Genomic DNA, 20,689 nt, shown 5'->3' on the forward strand with positions numbered 1-20,689 from the left:
GGCTAGAAAGAGTTGTGTCCCGCACTCCGACCGCAACGGTTCCCTGGTTGATTTCCGGGCGAAATCCGGAAACCCTTCGCCTTCAGGCGAAACGAGTCGCCGACGTGGCGCAGCGGGCTGGATCGTCCGCCGCCGACATCGGCTTCTCTTTGCTCACAACGAGGACCGCGTTCGACCACCGCGCAGTGCTGATCGCCGACCATGGCGGCGCGGTACCGCCGGGCCTGCCGGAGCTGGCGGCCGGGCGCGCGTTTCCCGGAGTCGTCACGGGAACACCCGGACCCGAAGGTGAATGCGCTTTCGTCTTTCCCGGACAGGGTTCCCAGTGGACCCGAATGGCCCGCGCCCTGTATTGCTCCGAACGGGTGTTCCGGGATTATTTCGATGAATGCGCTAGCGCGTTCGCGCCGTTTGTGGATTGGCCCTGGCAGGCCGTCCTGAGCGGCGAGCCGGGAGCACCCGGCCTGGACAGGGTCGACGTTGTCCAGCCGATGCTGTTCGCCGTGATGGTCTCGCTGGCGGCCCTGTGGCGCCACCACGGCATCGAGCCCGCCGCCGTGGTCGGTCACTCGCAGGGCGAGCTGGCCGCGGCGCACGTGGCGGGCGCCCTCAGCCTGGCGGACGCCGCGCGGGTTGCGGCGCTGCGCGGACGGGCACTGCGGGAGATCAGCGACCTGGGCGGGATGTTGTCGATGGCCCTGCCCGCTTCCGCCGCCGGTGAGCGGATCGCCAGGTTCGGCGACCGGCTCGGTGTCGCCGTGTACAACGGCCCACTGTCCACTGTGGTCTCCGGTGAGCTCGGCGCGCTGAGCGATCTCGAAGCCGAGTGCGCCGCCACGGGGATCCACGCCCGCCGCGTCCTGATCGACTACGCCTCGCATTCCCCTCAGGTGGAACGGGTTCGCGAGCGCGTGCTACGCGAGCTCGCACCGATCCAGCCCCGGTCGTCGTCGGTGCGCTTCTACTCCACCGTCACCGCAGACTGGCTCGATACGTCCTCTTTGGACGCTGAGTACTGGTACCGCAACCTCCGCGAGCCGGTCCGCTTCGAAGCCGCCGTGCGCGGCCTGCTCGCGTCCGGGCACCGCTACCTCGTCGAGTGCAGCCCGCACCCAGTGCTGACCACCGCGATGCAGGAAACCGTTGAGGCCACGGGAACCGACGCCGTCTGCGTGGGCACGCTGCGCCGCGAGGACGGTGGACGCGACCGCTTTCACCGGAGTGCCGCGGAGCTGTACGTGCGTGGGCGGCAGGTGGACTGGTCCCCGGCCTTCGAGGGCTTGGGCGCTCGTCGCGTCAAGCTCCCGACCTACCCGTTCCAACGTCGGCGCCATTGGCACCGCGTCTCCCCGCCGCCAGGGCTCGACTCCACCGGCCACCCGATGATCGGTGCCGTGCTGCCGTTGCCGGACTCCGACGAGTTCGTGTTCACCGGAGAACTGAGCACGCAGGCGCATCCGTGGCTCGCCGACCACGCGGTACTCGGCTCCCCCGTGCTGCCCGGCACGGCGATCGCCGAACTCGCCATCGCCGCGGGCGGCAGGCTCGGCGTGCCGTGGCTGGGCGAACTGACGTTGCGCACTCCGCTCGTCGTCCCGGAGAAGGCGTCTGTGCCGGTACGGCTCCGGGTCGGTCCAGCCGATTCCACCGGGCGGCGGGAGTTCTCCTTCGTCTCCACCGAGGTGCACGCGACCGGAGTGTTCGGCCCCGCTCCTGGTGAGGAACCCGCTGCTCTCGGCGCCTGGCCACCCGGCGCGGAACCCGTTGACCTCTCGGGCCTGTACGAGCGGTTCGCGCGGCTGGGCTGTGAGTACGGACCGACGTTCCGGGGACTGCGGACGATGTGGCAATGCGGCGATGAGGTCTCCGCCGAGGTTCAGCTACCCGACACCGCCCCTTTCCCGGCCCTTCTCGACGCGGCGCTGCACGCGGCGGTGGCCCCAGGCGTGCTCAGCGGCGAAGCCGGTCTCCGGCTGCCGTTCGCGTGGTCCGGGGTCAGCCTTCGCCGCCCCACCGGGTCGATCCTGCGGGTGCGCGTGACACCGCTCGGCGAGGACACCTTCACGCTCGTCGCGACCGATCCGCTCGGTCGCGTCGTCGCCAGGGTCGACGAGTTGGCGTTTCTCCCGCTGGACAGGATTTCGCTGGACACGCATGAGGATCTGCACGCGGTGGTGTGGGAACCCTTTGCGCTGCCCAGTGACCCACCGGAAGCGGTCGTGGTGGACGACCTCGACGACCTCCCCGGTCCAGCACCCTCGGTCGTCGTGCTCCGCCAATCGTCCACAGTGGATGGAGACCTGCCCGGGCGAGCGCGGCGGCTGCTCCACTCCGCGCTGGGAACGGCCCAGTCCTGGTTGCGCGCCGCCGAGGGCCGCCTGGTCTTCCTGACGCGGAACGCGGTGGCGAGCGCCGAGCCGGACCTGGAGCAGGCCGCGTTGTGGGGGCTGATCCGCTCGGCGCGCTCGGAGCACCCCGACCGGTTCGCGTTGGTCGACTGGGACGGGCACCAGGAGTCGTGGCGCGCACTCGCCGCCGCCGTCGCCGCTGACGTCCCGGAACTGGTGCTGCGCGCCGGCGAAGCCCTGGTGCCACGGTTGCGGCAGGTGGAGTCCGCGCCGTTGCGGCTGCCTCCGCGCGAGGAGGGCCCGTGGCGCCTGGAGTCACCGCGCACGGGCGGCTTGGCCGAACTGGCCCCGATCCCCTGTCCTGAGGCCGCCGCTCCTCTGGGCCCCGGCCAGGTGCGGATCGAGGTCCGGGCGGCCGGGCTGAACTTCCGCGACGTGCTCAACGCCTTGGACGTCGACCTCGCGGGCGCGGGTGGCCCGTTGGGGGTCGAGGCCGCGGGCGTGGTGGCCGAGGTCGGGCCCGGAGTCGCCGCCCTCAGCCCCGGCGACCGCGTGATGGGCTTGTGCACGGGCGCCTTCGGCCCCCTCGTGATCACCGATCACCGCCTCGTCGCGCGAATCCCGGACGACTGGTCCTTCACGACGGCCGCGTCGGTGCCGGTGATCTTCCTGACCGCCTACCACGCGCTGGTGGACCTCGCCGGGCTCCGCTCCGGCGAATCGGTGCTGGTCCACGCCGCCGCCGGCGGGGTAGGCATCGCGGCGACCCAGCTCGCCCGGCACCTCGGCGCGCACGTGCTCGGCACGGCGAGCCCGTCGAAGTGGCCCGCGCTGCGCGAGGCGGGCTTCGCGGAGGAGGAGCTGGCCGGCTCCCGCGATCTTGGTTTCGCGCAACGGTTCGGGACCGTGGACGTGGTGCTGAACTCGCTCGCGGGCGAGTTCGTCGACGCCTCGCTGGGGATGCTGCGGCGCGGCGGCCGGTTCATCGAGATCGGCCGGACCGACCTGCGCGCGCCGGAGGGCCTCGACGTCGACTACCGCGCCTTCGACCTCCGCGAGGTGGGTCCGGACCGGATCAAGGAGATGTTCGCGGAGCTGCTGGCGCTGTTCGAGTCCGGGGCGCTGGCCCCGCCGCCGTTGTCGGTGTGGGACCTCCGCCGGGCCAGGGAGGCCTTGGAGCACCTGCGCCAGGCCCGCCACGTCGGCAAGCTCGTGCTGACCGTGCCCCGCGAGTTCGACCCCGAGGGCACGGTGTTGATCACCGGCGGTACCGGCGCGCTCGGCAGGCTCGTCGCGCAGCACCTGGTCACCGAGCACGGTTGCCGGAACGTGGTGCTGGTCAGCCGGCGTGGTCAGCGCCCACCGGACGTCGACGACCGGGTGCACGTGGCCGCCTGCGACGTGACTGATCCGCGGGCGCTGCGCGATCTGCTCGGCTCGCTCCCGGCTCCGCTCACCGCGGTGATCCACAGCGCCGGGGTGCTCGATGACGGCGTGCTCACCGGCCTGACCCCGGAGCGCGTCGACGCGGTGACCCGCCCGAAGATCGACGCCGCATGGCACCTGCACGAGCTCTGCCAGGACGTGTCCGCGTTCGTGCTGTTCTCCTCGGTTTCCGGGGTGCTCGGCGTGCCCGGCCAGGCGAACTACGCGGCGGGCAACGCCTTCCTGGACGCGCTCGCCGAGCACCGGTCCTGCGCGGGTATGCCGGGCGTCTCCCTCGCGTGGGGCTTCTGGGCGACCGGCACGGGAATGGTCGGCGCGCTCGACAGCGCGGACCGGGCCAGGCTCGCGCGGATCGGCGTGCTGCCGTTCCCGCCCGAGCACGGACTGGAGCTGTTCGACCTCGCCCTCGCGCACGGACGTCCCACGCTGGTGCCCGCACGCCTGGGCACTCCTCCTCCGGTCACCACGCCCCAGGTCGAGCTCGCACCACGCGGCGGCGACCAGCTGCTGGAGCTGGTGCGCGAGCAGGCCGCGATCACCCTCGGCCGCCCCGTCGCGGACGACACGCCGTTCCAGGAGCAGGGTTTCGACTCGCTGGCGGCGGTGGAGCTGAGGAACCGGATCAACACCGCGGCCGGAGTCCGGCTGCCGAGCACGGCGGTGTTCGCCCACCCGACGCCGACCGCCTTGGCCCGCCACCTGACCACCCTCCTCGCGCCGCCGACGGAGCCCGGGACAGCTGTCCCCGAACCCGCTCCGGCCGGCTCGATCGCGGAGATGGACGCCGCCGACCTCATCCGGCTGGCACTGGGCGGATCCGAGGGGGCCTGATCCCGGGTCACACCTCGTCGGTGAGTCCGAGGCGCAGGTGTTCGACGTGGTAGAGCGCCTGGTCGAGCAGGGCGGCGACGTGGTGGTCGTGCAGCGCGTAGACCACCGACCGGCCGCGGCGTTCGCCGACGATCAGCCCGAGGTTGCGCAACAGGCGCAGTTGGTGGGAGCAGGCCGACTGCTCCATGCCCACCTCGGCGGCCAGTTCCGTGGCGGGCAGGGCGCCTTCCCGGAGGCGGGCGAGGATCAGCAGCCGGGACGGGGTGGCCAGCGCCTGCAGGGTGGTGGCCACCCGGTCGGCTCCGACGGCCTCCAGCCGGGCTCGCGTGGTGGCGGCGGCGGTGGCGTCGTGTCCCATGGGCGGAATCCTACTTCCCGGAACAGTTGAAGACCTGTTCATGCGTTCCTGTATCGTCGGCACACGTTCCGCCGTCGAGCCGAGGGAGCACCAGCCGTGTCCACGACCTCCGCCCCCGTTGTGCCCGTGGGCAGACCCCCGGCGGTGCCGCGACGACGGCGCCGGGTGTTCGCGCTGCCCGAGGTCCGCTGGGCGGTCGCGGCGACGGTCGCGTTCCTGCTCGGGCTCGCGCTGGACTTGGCGGGAGCGCCCGCGTGGGCGTGGGGCGCGTTGTACGCGACCGCCTACGTCTGCGGTGGCTGGGAACCCGCCTGGGCCGGGTTGCTGGCGTTGCGGGAGCGCACCCTCGACGTGGACCTGCTGATGATCGTCGCGGCGCTCGGGGCCGCCGCGATCGGGCAGCCGATGGACGGGGCGTTGCTGATCGTCATCTTCGCCACCTCCGGGGCGCTGGAGGCCCTGGCGACGGCGCGCACCGAGGACTCCGTCCGGGGTCTGCTCGACCTGACGCCGGAGACCGCGCGGCGGATCGGGGCGAACGGCGCCGAGGAGGTCGTGCCGGTCGCGGAGCTGGCGGTCGGCGAGGTGATCCTGGTGCGGCCGGGCGAGCGGGTCGGCGCCGACGGCCTGGTGCTCGACGGCTCCAGCGACGTCGACGAGGCCAGCATCACCGGGGAACCGCTGCCGGTGGCCAAGCACGCCGGGAACCAGGTCTTCGCCGCAACGGTCAACGGCACCGGCGTGCTGCGGGTCCGGGTGGAGCGTGACGCCTCGGAATCGGTGATCGCGCGCATCGTGGAGATGGTCGAGCGGGCCTCGCGCACCAAGGCCCCCGCGCAGCTGCTCATCGAGAAGATCGAACAGCGCTACTCGGTCGGTGTGGTCGTGGCGACGCTGGCGGTGTTCACGATTCCGTTGCTGTGGGGCGCGGAACTGACCGAGGCGCTGCTGCGGGCGATGACGTTCATGATCGTCGCTTCGCCGTGCGCGGTGGTGCTGGCGACGATGCCGCCGCTGCTGTCGGCGATCGCCAACGCCGGCCGGCACGGGGTGCTGGTGAAGTCCGCCGCGGTGATGCAGCAGCTCGGCGAGGTCGACAGCGTCGTCGTCGACAAGACCGGAACGCTCACCGAAGGCGCTCCCCGGCTGTCCGCGCTCCGCCTGCTGCCCGGCACGGGCTTCACCGAGGAGACCGTGCTGGCGTGGGCAGCGGCGGTGGAGAACAACAGCGAACACCCGCTCGCCGAAGCCGTGGTGGCCGCCGCACGCGCCCGAGGGCTCGACCTTCCCGCAGTCGAGGAGTTCAAAGCCTTGCCCGGCATCGGAGTCACCGGTGTGGTCGGTGGCGCGACGATCACTGTCGCCAGACCCCGGCACGCCGGGCTCGTCACCGAACTGGAAGAACTGGGCGAGACGGCGGTGGTGGTCGAGCGCGACGGGCACCCGATCGCGGTGCTGGGCATCGTCGACCAGGCACGCGGGGACGCCGCCGAGGCCGTGGCCGGACTGACCGCGCTGACCGGGGCGCGCCCGGCCCTGCTCACCGGCGACAACGCCCGCGCCGCGGAACGCCTGGCGGGCGAGGTCGGCATCACCGACGTCCGAGCAGGGCTACTGCCCCAGGACAAGCTCGACATCGTCCAGGAACACGCCGAGCGCGGCAGGAAGGTGCTGGCGATCGGCGACGGTGTCAACGACGCGCCCGCCCTGACCGCCGCGCACGTCGGGGTCGCGATGGGCCGAGTCGGCTCGGACGTGGCGTTGAAGGCCGCCGACGTGGTGGTCGTGCGCGACGAGCTCGCCGCCGTGCCCGCCGTGGTGTCGCTGTCCAGGCGGGCACGGCGAGTGGTCGCGCAGAACCTGGTCCTGGCCGGAGCGTTCATCACCGGCCTCGTGCTGTGGGACCTGATCGGTACGTTGCCGCTGCCGCTGGGCGTGCTCGGGCACGAAGGGTCCACGGTTCTCGTCGGCCTCAACGGGCTGCGTCTGCTGCGCGAGTCGGCTTGGTCGCGCTGACGCGTTCGCCTCAGCTGTGGGCGCTGCCGGAGACTTCGCGGATCGCCTGGACGACGGCGTCCGGCCGGACCCAGGCGAGACGCGGGCCGCAAGTGCGATGCCTCGCCGAAGCGCGTGCAGGATGAGTTCGTGCAGCGGATCGAGGCGCAGGGTGTCGAGTGCACAGTCCGAGACACCCAGGGGCAGAAGATCGCGGCGGCCTGCGGCCAGCTCGCGGCCGAGGGGTGCTTCACCCCGACGATGTCGGCGGTCAACGGCGCGGAACGCCGCCCCTTCTGCCCAGCCTGATCGACACGGCGGTGCCCTGGGGCACCGGCCTTCGCTGACGCCCCGGTTCAGGCCGGCTCAGCAGGCCCGCAGTGCCGTCGCCCCGCGAATGTAGGAATTGCCGAGCTCATAGGTGAGGTCTGTGGTGCCGGTGCCCAGGCACCGGTACACAAAGTTCACCGGGAGACTGATTCGCACATAGGCGGTGCGATAGCTGCAGTTCACAAACCAGGAATTGTTTTCGTTCGCGCCGACGGCCCACGAGTAGTAGCCACAGTGACCAGGCGGCGGCCCCTCAGGCCCAGCGTGCGCGGGGGTGGCGGTCACCAGCGGTGCGGCGACCAGCGCGGCGACGGCGCCGAATTTCGCCAGGCTGCTGCGGATACGGCCTGTTTTCATCAGCCCTCCAGAGATGTCTGGAAAGAATCCTAAAGCGACGCGAGTCCCCCCAGGGGGGATTCATTCACAGCTGAAGCCCCATGGCCAAGCTTCTTCAGGAATCGGTGAAAGTCATCGGCGCGGACGGGAGTTTCGCGACAGCCTGCGGCCCGCTTGCCGCCGAGGGGTAGCTCGCAGGCCTTGATCTGGGCAAACCTCAGACCAAGATGTGCCGGGAACCGGGCTTCTTCGACAGACGGGCGCAGGAAACGAAGAAGTCCAGAGCTTCCAGGGGCCAGTGCCCTCTGAGCTGCGAGAAAGCGGCGCAGCAAGCTCATGCCGGTGCCGTAGGTCACCATGTCCAACGCCGCGAATGACTCATTCAGTGCCCAAGTGCTGCACGCGTGGGAGACCGGCTCGCCGAGTTGTTCCCCGCTGCTACGGCGCCAGCGTCACCCCCTCGGTGATCGTGACCGCCGCCACCAAGGTCACCAGCACCCGTGTGCCGCTGACCGTGAACGTGACTGCTTGCCGTTGACGGTGACTACGCCAACGGTTTCCGGCGGCTTCGAACGCGAGGGTCCGCACCCGCGACCGCCCGTATCGCAGCTCGACGGCGCAGGTCTGCTTGCCGTTCCGGCGCAACGGGCGGTAGAGCCCCCAGCCCTCCGCCACGGTGAACGCGGCGCGGAAGTCCTCGGGGAGCGAATCCCAGGTGGCCCTGCGGCCCGTGGTGCTCGTAGCCGCACGCTGCGAGGGCGGTACCGTAGGTCGTCATCGCCCGCGCAGTCACTGCACTCGATCTCGTTGTAGGGATTGCGTTCCGTCGCGGAGTACCGGTGCGCGGCTGCCGGTGCCGGAGCAGCAGCCGGTCGACTGGTTCTGCTCCGGGGCAGGGGTGGTCGACTCGTCGGACGCGCGGTCGAGACTGCGCCCAGGCGAACCGGCTCAGCCCGGGAGCAGCTCGCCGAGCCGGTCCAGCGAGTACACCTCGGACCCTTCCGGCAGGTCCGGCGCCTCGATCCCGACGAAGACCACCGGCTCCTCCGGCACACGCCCGTCCCACAGCCGCACCTCGGCCCGCCCGCGCCACCGGTCGAGCAGGTAGGACATGGTCAGGTAGCGCCGCTCCACCAGCGCCCGCACCCGGTCGGCCGTGGTGAAAGCGTTGTCCTCCACCCGGTTGAACGCCGGGCGCCCGCGCAGGTACAGGTGCAGCCACACGGCCTGCCAGCCGTCCGCCTGCCTGGCGAACACCATCGGCAGCGCCACCCGGCCCGGCCCCCGCATCTGCGAGCGCGCCCGCACGGTCCGCGCGTCGAACGGCGCGCCCCGCTGGTCCCGATCCCGGGTCTGGTACCCGAACATCGACTCGGCGACCTCGTCGAACGACTCACCCGCGTAGATGTGGACCTGCGGCACCACGTACGGCGTCTCCACCGCGAGGGGCACGTCGATGAACTCGGTCGCCCCCTTCGCCGCGTCGGTGATGTCGCCGGAGTGCACCACGCCGTCGTGGCGGTAGTTCGTCCACGACACCTGGCCCGCCGCGTGGAACTGGTCGTCGAGCAACTGCATCGACAGGTCGTAGTCGGTGCGGCGCCGCGTCTGCCGCCAGTACGTGAAGAAGCGCAGCAGCTCACCGGAGATCGCCGTGCGCGATCCCCTCGGCAGCACCGCGAACCCGCCCTCGGCCGCCTTGCCGGACAAGGGCAACGCGACGTCGAGCACGTCCGGGTCCACCAGCAGCGGCCGCGCGAGTTCCGGCAGCCGGCGCGTGATCTCCGCGTCGAGCCGTGCCGACAGCTCGGCCACCAGCTCCTCCGGCAGCGACGGGCGGTCATCGCGTTCGACCCACGCGCGCCGCGCCCGGCCGGTGAACATCCGCGTCGCGGCGGGAGCCAGCCGGTTGCCGAAGTGCTCCCGCAGCGAGCAGAGCACCCGCCCCGACGCGTCACCGAGCGCACCCGAGACCGTGTCGACCACGGTCTCCCGCTCCGCCGCGGACGCCTGGCGCAGCAGCCGGTCCGCGGATCGCACGAGCAGTCCCGGCGCGGCTGACAGCACCGATGCCGCCGCCCCGATCTGCCCGGAGCGGATCGCCTCCTCGGCCCGGCCCGCGAGGCCACGCACCCGGCGTTCCCGCCGCGCGACCGCGAACACCTCCTGCGCGTGCGGCCACCGGCCGTACTCGTGCGGGTGCAGTCGCTCCCCGAGCCGCTTCCACGGTTCGGCGTAGCGCGCGACGTCACCGAGCTTGTTCCGGTTCGCACCGACGACGTCGTTCAGCGCGGCCAGCAGCAGCCGCCGCTCCCGGCGCCGGAAGGCGCGGAACCGCGTCACCACGGTGAGTGAGACGTCCCCGCCGGAAACCTGGCAGGCCAGGCGCAGCACGTCGGTCGTGGTGTCCACGGCGACGAGGGGCTTGCCGAGCGCGAGCCGGATCCCGTTGAGCACGGCGCGGTTCTCCCGCACCGGGACACGCGCGGGCTGCTCACCCTCGGCGCAGAAGATCGCGAGATCGGTGAGCAGCGCCAGGTCCGCCTCGCCCAGCGGCGTCGAGCGCCCGGCCAGTGCGAGGTAGAGCCGCCTCGCCTCCGCCTCGACCGGATCGCCCAGGTGCAGCACGGTGATCCGGTCCCCGGCCGAGGCGATCAGCTCGTCGTGCGCGGCGAGGAGGTCGGCGTAGCTGTGCTGGTAGGTCCCGTAGCCGGGCAGCGCGAGCAGATCGAGCCGGGCGAGGTCCACTCCCGTGGTCTCGCCGCCACCGGCGAGCACCGCAGCGTGCAGTCGCTCCAGCCAGAACTCGATCGTGTCGGGCACGCCGTCCGGGAAACCGATGAAGTAGGCGTTGTGCCGGACGTGGTCACCGACCAACTCGCGCACGGCGGACACGGCGGCGGACGCGATGTCCATCGCGGGTCCCGGGGCCAGCCCGCCGACGTGCTCCAGCAGGGCCCGCGACGCGGAGAACCCGACCGAGAGCAGCGCCGCGTCCAGCTGACGGGCCACAGCCGTGCCGTCGCCCGCCGCTCCCGTGCCTGCGGGCACGCGCATCGTCTTCTGGATCAACACCTTCTCGAGCACGGGCCCTCCCTCCGCACGGTCACGACTGTCCACAGTGGATATTGCGGGCCGCCGGGGACTCGAACCCCGAACCTGTCGATTAACGGTGAGAGAAGGAAGCGCCCCCATGGCCGCACGTGGCGGAAAGCGGATGCGCTACTTCAGTCGACTGCTCTCCCAGTTGAGCTAGCGGCCCCGATGCCGACGATCCTGGATGACATCCGCCGCGTCGTCAACGGCATTTGCCGCCGAGGAGCGTTGCGCACCAAGGGATCAGGCGCCCTCGGCGGAGAGCCCCGCCTCGTGCGCGACGATCGCGGCCCATCGGAGAATTCCCCCGAGGAGCGCCGGGACGGCGGTGATCCGCCCGGCCAGCGCCACCAAGCGCGGCACCTACATCAGCTCCCTGTGGCTGCGGTCCCGGATGTGAACGCCCACGTGACCAGCGCGCAGAGCGTGAGTGCCGCGCCGAGGATCGTCGGGCCCGTCCAGCCGACGGCGTCGAACAGCGCCGTGGTCGCGGTGGCTCCGAACGCGGAACCGAGCGAGTAGAACACCATGTACCCGCCGACCGCGCTGCTCGTGCGGTCCGCGTACACGGCGGTGAGCACGTGCTGGTTGCTGACGTGCACCACCTGGACCGCGAAGTCGAGCACGATCACACCGACGACCAGCAGCACCAGCGACCACTCGAGCCGGCCGATCGCGAGCCAGGAGCCGAGCAGGAGGACGAGCGCGATCCCGGTGACCCGGCGGGCGTGCCCGGCGTCGCCCCAGCGGCCGGACCGGGCGGCGCCCAGGGCACCGGCCAGCCCGGCGACGCCGAACAACCCGATCTCCGCTTCACCCAGGTGCCACGGTGCTGCGGCCAGGGGCAGCGCCATGCCGCTCCAGAGGGTGCCGAACGCGGCGAAGACGAAGAAGGCCAGCAGTCCGCGGCCGAGGAACACCGGCTGGACGAACAGCCCGCCAAGGGACCGGATCACCCGCCCGTACCGCTCCGCCCGGGTGCGGGCATCCGCCGGGAGCACGACGAGGCCGAGCACGCCGAGGGCAGCGGCCAGAACCGCGAGGACGACGTAGCTGCCGCGCCAGCCCCACAGCTGCGCCAGGCTTCCCGTGACGATGCGGGCGCCGAGGATGCCGATCACCACCCCGGAGGTGACGACGCCGAGGTTGCGCCCGCGCTCCCCGGGCGGGGAGACCGATGCCGTGTAGGCGACCGCGGTCTGCACCACCACCGCGAACAACCCCGCGACCGCGAGCCCGCCGAACGCCACCCAACCGACCGGCGCGGCCGCGGTGACGGCCAGGCCTACCGCCACCAGCCCCAGGTGCGCGGCGATCAGGCGCCCGCGGTCGAGCATGTCGCCCAGCGGCACCAGCAGCACGAGTCCGGCCAGGTAGCCGAGCTGCCCGACGGCCACGAACCAGCCGACCGCGTCGCGGGCGACGCCGAGGTCGTGCCCCATCGGCCCGAGCACCGGCTGCCCGGCGTAGACGGCGGCCACCGCCACCCCGCAGACCACCGCCAGCAGCAGCCTCGTCCCTCGCCCCACCCCGGCCTCCAATCGGTTTCAAAATGCAACTCTTTTGAGGCTAGGGCAGAATGGTTTCAAACAGCAACTCATGGGAGCGGGAATGGCGCGCGAGGACGCGGCGGGGCACGGCCCCGCGTGGACGGACCCGGCCTGCCCGGTCGCGCGGGCGGCCGACGTGGTCGGCGACCGGTGGAGCCTGCTGATCATCCGGGACGCGATGGACGGGGCCCGCTCGTTCACCGACTTCCAGCGGCGCACCGGCATCGCCCGCAACATCCTGGCCGACCGGCTCCGCAAGCTCGCCGCCCACGGCCTGATCAGCCAGGTCGACGCGCCATCGGGAAAACGCCGCGCGTACGCGCTCACCACGGCGGGCAAGGACCTGTTCCCGGTGATCGTCACGCTTCGCCAGTGGGGCGAGCGGCACGCCTACGAGGCGGGCGAGCCGCATTCGGTCCTGGTCGACGAGCACGGCGCGGTCGTTCCGCCGCTCGTGCCCGTCGCCGCGGACGGACGGCCGCTCACCAGCGACACGACCTCCGTGGATCGCCAACCGCAGGACCGCGTCTGACAAAGGACCCAAACATGATCGTCCGGACCGCTGTCCCGGCGGACGCCGATGCCGTCTTCCGCCTGCTGCGAGGGTTCGTCACGAGCTACCAGCCCGACCGGGCGGTCTTCGACGAGGTCACCTTCCCGCGGGTCCTGAAGGCCGCCGCGGAAGGCGCAGCCGAGTTCCTGGTCGCCGAACAGGAGTCAGCGGTGGTCGGCTACGTGCTCGCTGTGCGCATGCCGACGCTGTTCGCCGGCGGGTCGGTCCTGGAACTGCTGGAACTCACGGTCGACGCACGGCTGCGCGGCCGTGGAACCGGCTCCCGGCTGATCCGAGCGGTGCAGGCACGAGCGCACGAGAACAACGACGTGGAGGTGACCGTGCCCACGCGCCGGGCGGCCGAGTTCTACTCCCGCCTGGGATTCCGGGAAACCGCCACCTACCTCAGGTGGGCCCGGCCGGGGTCGGCACAACGATCGCCCGCTTGACCTCCATCGGCTGGACGGGCTCGACCTCGGCCACCGGTGGTGCGACGCGATCCTCGACCAGGTCGCTCAACCGCAGGTTCTGCCGGGCCAGGAACTCGGTGATGGCGCCCCGGATCACGTCGTGCGGGGCACCGTGGTCGGCGAGATTCCCCAAGCGGTGCACCGCCTCCACGACGCTGTTCATCTGGACGAGCGCCACGGGGTCCTTCACCCAGCGCTCGGAATCCACCCCGAGCACGGTCAGGAGAACGTCCCCGGGGAAGGCCGCTCCGCGCAGCAGGGGCTCCCATCGCAGCCGGAACACCACGCGGGGCAACAGGATGTCGAGCCCTTCGCCTCGCTCCAGCAGGACGCGGAGATCTTCGGCGCCCAGGCGGCCGACGGGTGTGCGACGCAGCGGATGCCCCGCGGACGGGGCGTCGTCTTCCAACTGGTCCAACGACATGTCGTCCTCGGCGTCCGCGCAGACGGTCCAGCGCCCGTTCTCGCGCCGGAAGTGCAGCGTGCGGATCTCGTCGTCCTCCTGAGTGAAGCGCGCGAGCGCGACGTCACCGAACACCCGGACGCCCACGACGCGGACGATCGGCTCCTCGACCGGCTCGGCCGGGACGTCGTCGTCGGGGTTCGCCACGGTGTCCAAAAAGGACTGGGCCTCGTCCTCGCACATCAAGGCGGCCAGCTCGCGGGGCACCTGCCGCCGCACGGCGACCAGGAAGGCTCCGAACAGCTCGCGGATCAGCGGATCGTCCTCGCTCGCGCCCATGGGCCACCCTAGCGAATTCCCTGTCCACCAAGGAAGATCAGGCATTCCCCTCGGGGAAATTGTCACCTCGGGGTCCTCCGCCTACCATTCGGCTCCCATCCGACGCGATCACCCGGGGTAGTGCCGTGAACACCGACATGAGCACCAACGTCGTGCTCTTCCAGTCCCATCCCGACCTGCTGCCCACACCGGCCGCCGGGCAGACGCGCGACGAGCACTGCCTCCAGCGGGCGTGGGCGGAGCTGACCAGCCGCCAGCGCTTCCCGGCCACCGAGGTGCGGCGCATCCACAGCGAGTGGGAACTGTCCGCGGCCGACCGGGAGTTCCTCGACCGGACCTTCCCGAACATCCAGGCGGTGACCCACAACTTCGCCCGCCCGCAGCCGCACCGGTGGGAGGAGGCGATGGCGGAGGCCAGGGCGTCCCTGCTGCGCGAGGTCGAGGACCGCGCCTTCGACGAGATCACCAAGGGGATCGAGGGCGTCCTGCTGCCGATCCTGCGCAGCGGCGGCGCCTACAACGCGGCGGTCCCGGTCGCCGAGCTGATCGCGGAGCAGCTCTACATCTCCCTCGCCAGGGTCACCCCGGTCCCGGGCGACCGGTTCGAGCTCGCCGAGGTCCGCGACGACGAGATCGCCGACCCCGACGAGTTCCGCACGCTGCTGACCCGGGCGCAGGCCAACCTCCGCGACGGGATCAGGGTCGGCTACTCCGCTCCCCCGGGCGTCCCCGGCGGCATGGTCGAGGTCCGACGCCCCGGCGGATTCGCCGCCTCGATGATCGCGACGCCGGGCTTCGTCGGCCGGATGATCGACATGATCGGTTCCGACCGGCTGGTCGCGGCCATGCCGCACTCCGGCGAGCTCTACCTCGCCCCCGCGGACACGGCACTGGCCGACGAGCTCCGGGAGCTGGTCGAGGGGTCCGGCGAAGGCCGCTACCCGCTCGCCCCGACGCTCATGCTGTTCGAGCCCACCAGCATGAGCGTGCTGTTCCAGAAGGCCGCCTGAAGCCGGTCACCCGCCGGTGCGGGGCACCACTGCCAGCACCGCCGCGACCAGCACGAACGGCACCCCGGCCAGCGCACCCATCAGGAGCGTTCCCAACCCGGTGAACCAGTACATCCGGAAGACGAGGAACACCACCAGCACGCCGATCCCCCCGACCAGCAGGGCCCACGGCAGCCGCTGGTCCGGATCGGCCGTCATCGGCGATGCCTGCGCGGTCGCCCTGGCCACCACGGTCAGCATGGCCAGCCCGCCCGCGAGCATCCCCGCCAGCACCAGCACGACCAACGCCAGTCCCCCGGTGAAGACCGCGATCACCATCAGGTGCACCCCGATCAGCGTGCCCAGTGAACCGACGAGCCAGACACCGCCCAGCTGCTTGGCGATCGGCAGGAACCTTCTGGTGCTCGTAGTCATGCACCGACCCTGTCATCGCCGGGCCCGGCGATCATCCGCGCAACTACTCACCGCGAAGCCGCGCCAGCGCGGCGACGACGGCGTCGTAGGTCTGGTCCGGTCCGCATTCGTCGGTCCGCACCACCACGCACTCCGGCCGGGTCCGGACGTAGGCGGTCAGGTGGTCGTGAACCCGCTCCAGCAAGGCGGGTCCGCCGCCCCGCGCGATGATGTCCGCGAGGTGGCGGTGCCGATCCTCCGCGCTGTCCGCCGTGCGAGCCGTGAAGCGGTCGATCGTCTGGCGTTTTCCGGCCATGAGCACGATCTCGTGGTACTCCGCACCGGCGCGCCCGGCGGCGGCCTGGAACCCCTCGATCTCCTCGACCGTGGTCGTCAGCTGCGGCATCACGACGTCGTGCCCGGCGCGCAGGTGCGTCTCCGCCATGCCGATCGCCAGCCGCCGTCCGGCCTTCAGCGCCTCCCAGAAGTCGTCCTGCCACCCGCCGATCAGGCTGACGACCTGATCTGTGTCCAGGTTGAGCACGCCCGGATGCCGGTCGGCGTAGGTCTGAGCGCACGTCGACTTCCCGACACCGGAGGGACCGTTCAGGTGGATCAGACGCGCCATGCGCTAGACCTCCAGCGCCCAGCGCACGTACCGCACCTTCCGCGTGAAGCCGGCCTTCTCGAAGATCCCGGTCCCTCCGGAGGGGTTCGCCGAGTCCACGCTCAGGCTCGCGCTGTCGTAGCCCTGGTCGGCGGCAGTCCGCAGCGCGTGCGAGATCAGCGCGCTCGCGACGCCGCGCCCGCGGTACTCCCGGAGCGTGCCGATCACCATGAAGTGCGCGTCGCGGACGCCGGTGGCCGCCGCGTCGGCCTCCCAGTGCATGGTCACCAGGATGCCCGCCGGAGCACCGGTGGCCACGTCCCGGAGCAGGAAGCTGGTCTCGGGCCGGAACGTCTGGTTGGTGATCTTGTTCTTCCAGCCGTCCGCCGGCATCGGCGCCGCGCTCCAGTAGTCCTTGAACGACTCGTTCCGGACCAGCCGGAAGTCCTCGTCGGTGCCCTCCGACCACGGCTCGATCCGCAGACCGTCCGGGATCGGCGCGGTACCGAGCGCCGCTCCGAGCGGGTGCTCCATCCGCTGGAAGTAGCGGACCGGCGAGAAGCCTTGGGAGCGCAGGAGTTCGGCGACGCCCGCGATGTGCTCGCACTTGTGGACGTCGACGGCGAGTTCCAGCGCCGGGTGGTGCAGCGCGTGCAGCGCCTTCGCCCCGGCGACCCCGGCCCGCACGAGCGCGGTGCCGATGCCCCGGCGGCGGTGGTCGGGATGCACCCCGCCGTCGAGGAAGACGCGGTGGACCTCCTCCGCGGCCGGCTTGTAGCGGAGCTTCATGTAGCCGACCATCTCGTCGCCCTCGAAGGCGGCGAGGCTGCCGCGCTCCAGGTCGGCGTAGGGGTCGACCAGCTCCTGGAGGGTGTCCTCCTCGCGGTAGTTCTCGCCGATCCGGTCAACGGTCTCGATGGCGTTGAGGAGGTCGGCGGAGACCTTGGCGTCCTCGACGGTGAGGGGCCGCCACGTGAGCGCTGCGTCCATGCGGGCGACGGTAGTTCCCGGCCGCCCGGCTGTCGCGCGGTTTCACGGTCCCGCCGTCTACTGTAGAGTGAACGAAAGTTCATCCAAAAAACCTGGAGGCGGCGTGCCGAGAACGGCCGCACAGAACGAGGCGCTGCGCAGCGCGAGCCGAGAGACCGTGTTCGCGCACGCGGTGCGGATCTTCGCCCGGCGCGGCTACGCGGCCACGAGCATGCGCGACGTCGCGAACGAGGCCGGGGTCAGCGTCGGGCTCATCTACCGGCACTACGCCACGAAGGACGACCTGTTCACCGACGTGCTCAGCCGCGCGGCCACCGGACTGGAGGAGACCGCGCGCGAACTCGGCGAGAGCGAGGACGGCTACGCGGCCCTCGCCCGGTTCCTGGAGCGCTACCTGGGCGGGGTCGCCGACGTGGACGGCGCCGCCGAGTTCTCCGTGGTGGCCAACCAGGCGTTCCTCAGCGACGAACCCGTCGGTGCGCGTGAACGTCTGCTGGCCAGTCACAACGCTTTCCGACAGGCGCTGGAGACGGCGGTCTCGCGGGCGCGGCGGGACGGGCGCTTCCCGATCGGCGACACCGCGTCCGTGGTCGCGGTGCTCCTGTGCTTGCTGTCCGGGGCCGTGACGATGCGCATGGCGTCGGGTCCCGCGGCCGTGCCCTCGGCCGAGATGGTGCTGCGACTGCTGGACGGAGGCGACCGATGATCACGGTGGTGCGAGCCGACGAACTCGGCGAGGGCGCCCGGGGACGCGTCGCCGACGTGTTCGCGCGCGGCTTCGCCGAGGACTTCTCCTACTTCTCCAAGGACCCCGGCGTGCTGGCCGACGCGTTCGCCCACATGCTGCTGCTCGACCGGTTCCACGTGGTCTGCGTCGACGGCGAGCCCGCGGCGATCGCCACGCTCACAACCGGGACCGAGCAGTGCTTCGCGCCGAAGTGGGGCCCGATGCGCGAGCACCTGGGGCTGCTGCGCGGAACCATCTGCTACTTCGTGGTGCGCAAGCAGTTCATGGCCGTCTCCGACGGCGTGACCGAAGGCGTCGGCGAGATCGGCTTCGTCACCACAGCTCCCGGCTACCAGCGACGCGGCCTGGGGACCGTGCTGTTGCGACACCTCATCGCGACGCCGGGCTTCCGCGCCTTCGTGCTGGAGGAGATCAAGGACACCAACGAGGCCGCGCTCGGGCTCTACCGCAAGCTCGGCTTCACCGAGTACCGGCGGCGGCCGCAGAAGCACGCCGCGCGGGCGGGTTTCGACGCGTACGTGTCCATGCGCCTCGACGTCGCGGACCGCCAAGATCGCTGACGTAGGGTGCTGCCATGACGGCAGAGCCCCGGGACAGCCGCCTCGCCCAGCTGATCATCACGATCTTCGGCCTGTACGCGCGCGCAGAGGGCAACTGGCTCTCCGTCGCCGCCGTGGTGGCGCTGATGGCGGACCTGGGGATCGAGGGCCAGGCCGCGCGCTCCTCGATCTCCCGGCTGAAGCGCCGCGGTGTGCTCGACAGCGAACGCCGGTCCTCGGTCGCGGGGTACGCGCTGTCCCCGCCGACACTGGAGATCCTGGCCGAGGGCGACGTCCGGATCTTCGAGCGCGCCCGGGCGACGGAGGAGGACGGGTGGGCGCTGGTCGTGTTCTCGGTGCCCGAGTCCGAGCGCGAGAAGCGGCACGCGCTGCGGTCCGGCCTCACCCGGCTGGGGTTCGGCACCGCCGCGCCCGGCGTGTGGATCGCCCCGGCGAACCTGGCGCGAGCGGCACGGGACACCTTGCGGCGCCAGGAGTTGACGGAGTACGTGGACGTCTTCACCAGCCGGCACTTCGCCTTCGGTGACGTCCGCGCGAAGGTGCGCCGGTGGTGGGATCTGGACGAGCTGAGCCGCCTGTACTCCGAGTTCCTGCACCGCTACGCGCCCGTCCGGCGCCGGGTGTCCGACGGTGGCACGGCGCCGCAGGAGGCGTTCCAGCTCTACGTCCCGATGCTCACCCACTGGCGGCAGCTGCCCTACCGCGATCCGGGGCTCCCCCTGTCGGTGCTGCCCGAGGGCTGGAACGGCGTCACCGCGGGCGAGCTGTTCGCCGACCTGAACGCGATCTTGGCTCCGCTGGCGGAAAAGCACGCGCTGAAGGTGGTCGACGGAAAGCGCGCGCAGTAGCTCTCAGGAGCCCGGAACCCGGAGCCGGTGGTCGGGGATCACCGCGACACCCAGGATCTCGATCATGGCATCGGGCTGCCACAGCGCGGTGCACCCGATCCCGGCCATCGCCGGGTAGACCGGCCCGGCGAGCTCGCGCCAGACCCGGCCGATCTCCTTGCCGTGCGCCTGGTAGTCGGGGATGTCGGTGAGGTAGATGGTCACGCTCACCAGGTCCTGCGGTTCACCGCCCACCTCCCGCAGCGTGGTCAGCACGTTGCCGAACGCCTGGCGGAACTGCTCGACGATGCCGCCCGGCACGATCCGCATCTCCTCGTCGAGCGCGGTCTGCCCGCCGAGGTGCAGCGTGTTGCCCACCAGCGTCCCGTGCGAGTAGCCGCGAGGGGCCGCAAGCGCGCTCGGGTTCACGGCGATCGGGGTCATCCGGCCTCCAGCCAGGTCGGACGGGCCGTCCGCGGCACCGTCGTCGTTGTCGACCTCGGTCGTTATTGACTTTATCTGACGGCCGTGAACAATGCGATATAGCTGCCGACCGGAACGGAGCGACCTCGTGGAGCCCGACCCCAGCACGTCACCCCCGACCTCCGCGATCTTCACCGCGGCGGTCACGCTGACGCCCGCGGAGCCCGAGCACTTCGACCTCGCCTTCACCGCCACGACGCAGCCCTGCCCCTGGCCCAAGGCGTACGGGGGTGACCTGGTCGCCGCGGCCGCGGCGGCGGCGATGCGGTCGGTGGACGACGGCAAGACCATGCACTCGATGCACAGCTACTTCCTCCGGCCCGCCGACATCGGAGCGCCGGTGCGCTACGAGGTCGAGCTGCTGCGGAACGGGCGCGGCTACAGCACCAGGCAGGTGCGCGGCTACCAGAACGGGAAGCCGGTCTACGTCTGCCTGGCCAACTTCGCGGCCGGCGAGCCGGGCGGGACCTTCCGGTCCGAGCTCACCGAAGCGGTTGCCGATCCCGAGGACCTGCCCAGTTCGGCCGCCTACCTCGCCGACCGCAGCGGCGGCACCATGACCGAGAAGTCCAAGGCCTACTGGTCGGGCGGCCGCGGCTTCGACATGCGGCACGTGCCCGGGCCGGTCTACCTCACCGTCGAGGGCGAGCGGGCTCCGCACCAGGCGGTGTGGGTGAAGCCCTTCGACGCGCTCCGCCCCGTCGACGGGCTCAGCGACGCGCAGCGCGACCTCGCCGCGCTGACCTACGTCTGCGACTACACGATCCTCGAACCCGTGCTCCGGGTGCTCGGCCTGGCCTGGGCCGAGCCCGGCCTGGTCACCGCGAGTCTCGACCACGCCATGTGGTTCCACCGTCCGGAGCCGGTCGGCGACTGGCTCCTCTACGTCCAGAACGCGGTCGCCGCCGACGCCGGCCGTGGCGTGAGCACCGGGCGCTTCTTCACCCGCGATCACCGCCACCTGGGCACGGTCGTCCAGGAGGGAATGATCCGCGTGTCCTGACCCGGCTCCCGGA

Annotated in this window: 19 protein-coding genes, 1 tRNA gene and 1 pseudogene; 10 read left to right on the forward strand and 11 right to left on the reverse strand. The window is 71.6% G+C overall.

Going from position 1 to position 20,689, the window contains the following annotated elements; all coding sequences use genetic code 11:
- Positions 1 to 185: 185 nt before the first annotated feature.
- A complete protein-coding gene (locus BLT28_RS11240; protein ID WP_269459666.1) occupies positions 186 to 4,625 on the forward strand; it encodes an SDR family NAD(P)-dependent oxidoreductase in 4,440 nt (1,479 codons plus the stop codon).
- Between the two features lie 7 nt (positions 4,626 to 4,632).
- Here BLT28_RS11240 and BLT28_RS11245 read toward each other — a convergent pair whose 3' ends face one another.
- Entirely contained in the window at positions 4,633 to 4,983 is a 351-nt protein-coding gene (locus tag BLT28_RS11245; RefSeq protein WP_030432136.1) for an ArsR/SmtB family transcription factor, read from the reverse strand.
- Between the two features lie 96 nt (positions 4,984 to 5,079).
- Between BLT28_RS11245 and BLT28_RS11250 the strand changes: the two genes are divergently transcribed.
- Both BLT28_RS11250 and BLT28_RS40015 read left to right on the forward strand, forming a co-directional pair.
- Entirely contained in the window at positions 5,080 to 6,999 is a 1,920-nt protein-coding gene (locus tag BLT28_RS11250) for a heavy metal translocating P-type ATPase (RefSeq protein ID WP_030432135.1), read from the forward strand.
- 84 nt (positions 7,000 to 7,083) lie between these two features.
- Positions 7,084 to 7,224 (forward strand): annotated as a pseudogene (locus BLT28_RS40015) (23S rRNA (adenine(2503)-C(2))-methyltransferase RlmN); the annotation flags it as partial.
- Between the two features lie 120 nt (positions 7,225 to 7,344).
- Here the strand turns inward: BLT28_RS40015 and BLT28_RS40020 are convergent.
- The 5 genes from BLT28_RS40020 to BLT28_RS11265 all read right to left on the reverse strand — a co-directional run bounded on the left by BLT28_RS40020 (position 7,345) and on the right by BLT28_RS11265 (position 12,269).
- Entirely contained in the window at positions 7,345 to 7,665 is a 321-nt protein-coding gene (locus tag BLT28_RS40020; protein WP_156051440.1) for a hypothetical protein, read from the reverse strand.
- Positions 7,666 to 8,082: 417 nt separating this feature from the next.
- Positions 8,083 to 8,319 (reverse strand): hypothetical protein, encoded by a 237-nt coding sequence (locus BLT28_RS11255; protein ID WP_030432134.1) that lies wholly within the window; start codon positions 8,317 to 8,319, stop codon positions 8,083 to 8,085.
- A gap of 273 nt (positions 8,320 to 8,592) precedes the next feature.
- Positions 8,593 to 10,731, reverse strand: coding sequence for a TerD family protein (locus BLT28_RS11260; RefSeq protein ID WP_030432133.1), 2,139 nt, complete (start codon positions 10,729 to 10,731; stop codon positions 8,593 to 8,595).
- 44 nt (positions 10,732 to 10,775) lie between these two features.
- A tRNA-OTHER gene (locus tag BLT28_RS40025) sits at positions 10,776 to 10,906 on the reverse strand.
- A gap of 202 nt (positions 10,907 to 11,108) precedes the next feature.
- The gene (locus BLT28_RS11265) at positions 11,109 to 12,269 is read right to left on the reverse strand and encodes an MFS transporter (protein WP_030432132.1); all 1,161 of its coding nucleotides are present in this window, start codon (positions 12,267 to 12,269) and stop codon (positions 11,109 to 11,111) included.
- A gap of 82 nt (positions 12,270 to 12,351) precedes the next feature.
- Between BLT28_RS11265 and BLT28_RS11270 the strand changes: the two genes are divergently transcribed.
- Both BLT28_RS11270 and BLT28_RS11275 read left to right on the forward strand, forming a co-directional pair.
- Positions 12,352 to 12,822 (forward strand): winged helix-turn-helix transcriptional regulator, encoded by a 471-nt coding sequence (locus BLT28_RS11270; protein WP_030432131.1) that lies wholly within the window; start codon positions 12,352 to 12,354, stop codon positions 12,820 to 12,822.
- A 14-nt stretch (positions 12,823 to 12,836) separates the two neighbouring features.
- Entirely contained in the window at positions 12,837 to 13,292 is a 456-nt protein-coding gene (locus tag BLT28_RS11275) for a GNAT family N-acetyltransferase (RefSeq protein ID WP_052407852.1), read from the forward strand.
- On the opposite strand, the gene BLT28_RS11280 is transcribed toward BLT28_RS11275, so the two are convergent.
- On the reverse strand, positions 13,249 to 14,055 hold the full coding sequence (locus BLT28_RS11280; protein WP_052407851.1) for a contact-dependent growth inhibition system immunity protein: 807 nt from the start codon (positions 14,053 to 14,055) through the stop codon (positions 13,249 to 13,251). The two genes, BLT28_RS11275 and BLT28_RS11280, sit on opposite strands and share 44 nt — an antisense overlap.
- A 125-nt stretch (positions 14,056 to 14,180) precedes the next feature.
- Between BLT28_RS11280 and BLT28_RS11285 the strand changes: the two genes are divergently transcribed.
- Entirely contained in the window at positions 14,181 to 15,065 is an 885-nt protein-coding gene (locus BLT28_RS11285) for a hypothetical protein (RefSeq protein ID WP_030432128.1), read from the forward strand.
- A gap of 6 nt (positions 15,066 to 15,071) precedes the next feature.
- Here the strand turns inward: BLT28_RS11285 and BLT28_RS11290 are convergent, their stop codons facing one another.
- From BLT28_RS11290 to BLT28_RS11300, 3 genes are read right to left on the reverse strand one after another with little or no spacing between them, the layout of a single operon-like run.
- On the reverse strand, positions 15,072 to 15,479 hold the full coding sequence (locus BLT28_RS11290) for a hypothetical protein (RefSeq protein WP_030432127.1): 408 nt from the start codon (positions 15,477 to 15,479) through the stop codon (positions 15,072 to 15,074).
- A 43-nt stretch (positions 15,480 to 15,522) separates the two neighbouring features.
- Entirely contained in the window at positions 15,523 to 16,086 is a 564-nt protein-coding gene (locus tag BLT28_RS11295; RefSeq protein WP_030432126.1) for an AAA family ATPase, read from the reverse strand.
- Positions 16,087 to 16,089: 3 nt separating this feature from the next.
- A complete protein-coding gene (locus BLT28_RS11300) occupies positions 16,090 to 17,055 on the reverse strand; it encodes a GNAT family N-acetyltransferase (RefSeq protein ID WP_030432125.1) in 966 nt (321 codons plus the stop codon).
- A 103-nt stretch (positions 17,056 to 17,158) separates the two neighbouring features.
- Between BLT28_RS11300 and BLT28_RS11305 the strand changes: the two genes are divergently transcribed.
- From BLT28_RS11305 to BLT28_RS11315, 3 genes are read left to right on the forward strand one after another with little or no spacing between them, the layout of a single operon-like run.
- Complete coding sequence (locus BLT28_RS11305) at positions 17,159 to 17,761, forward strand: TetR/AcrR family transcriptional regulator (RefSeq protein ID WP_030432124.1); 603 nt, start codon at positions 17,159 to 17,161, stop codon at positions 17,759 to 17,761.
- The gene (locus BLT28_RS11310; protein ID WP_030432123.1) at positions 17,758 to 18,363 is read left to right on the forward strand and encodes a GNAT family N-acetyltransferase; all 606 of its coding nucleotides are present in this window, start codon (positions 17,758 to 17,760) and stop codon (positions 18,361 to 18,363) included. Before BLT28_RS11305 ends, BLT28_RS11310 begins: the two co-directional genes overlap by 4 nt.
- 14 nt (positions 18,364 to 18,377) lie before the next feature.
- A complete protein-coding gene (locus tag BLT28_RS11315; RefSeq protein WP_030432122.1) occupies positions 18,378 to 19,211 on the forward strand; it encodes a PaaX family transcriptional regulator in 834 nt (277 codons plus the stop codon).
- A 3-nt stretch (positions 19,212 to 19,214) separates the two neighbouring features.
- On the opposite strand, the gene BLT28_RS11320 is transcribed toward BLT28_RS11315, so the two are convergent.
- A complete protein-coding gene (locus tag BLT28_RS11320; RefSeq protein ID WP_030432121.1) occupies positions 19,215 to 19,634 on the reverse strand; it encodes a RidA family protein in 420 nt (139 codons plus the stop codon).
- Positions 19,635 to 19,761: 127 nt separating this feature from the next.
- Here BLT28_RS11320 and BLT28_RS11325 point away from each other — a divergent pair, with 127 nt between their 5' ends.
- Positions 19,762 to 20,676, forward strand: coding sequence for an acyl-CoA thioesterase (locus tag BLT28_RS11325; RefSeq protein ID WP_030432120.1), 915 nt, complete (start codon positions 19,762 to 19,764; stop codon positions 20,674 to 20,676).
- The last annotated feature ends 13 nt before the right edge of the window (positions 20,677 to 20,689 follow it).

Origin of the sequence: Allokutzneria albata (genome assembly GCF_900103775.1) — a bacterium.
Lineage (GTDB): Bacteria > Actinomycetota > Actinomycetes > Mycobacteriales > Pseudonocardiaceae > Allokutzneria > Allokutzneria albata.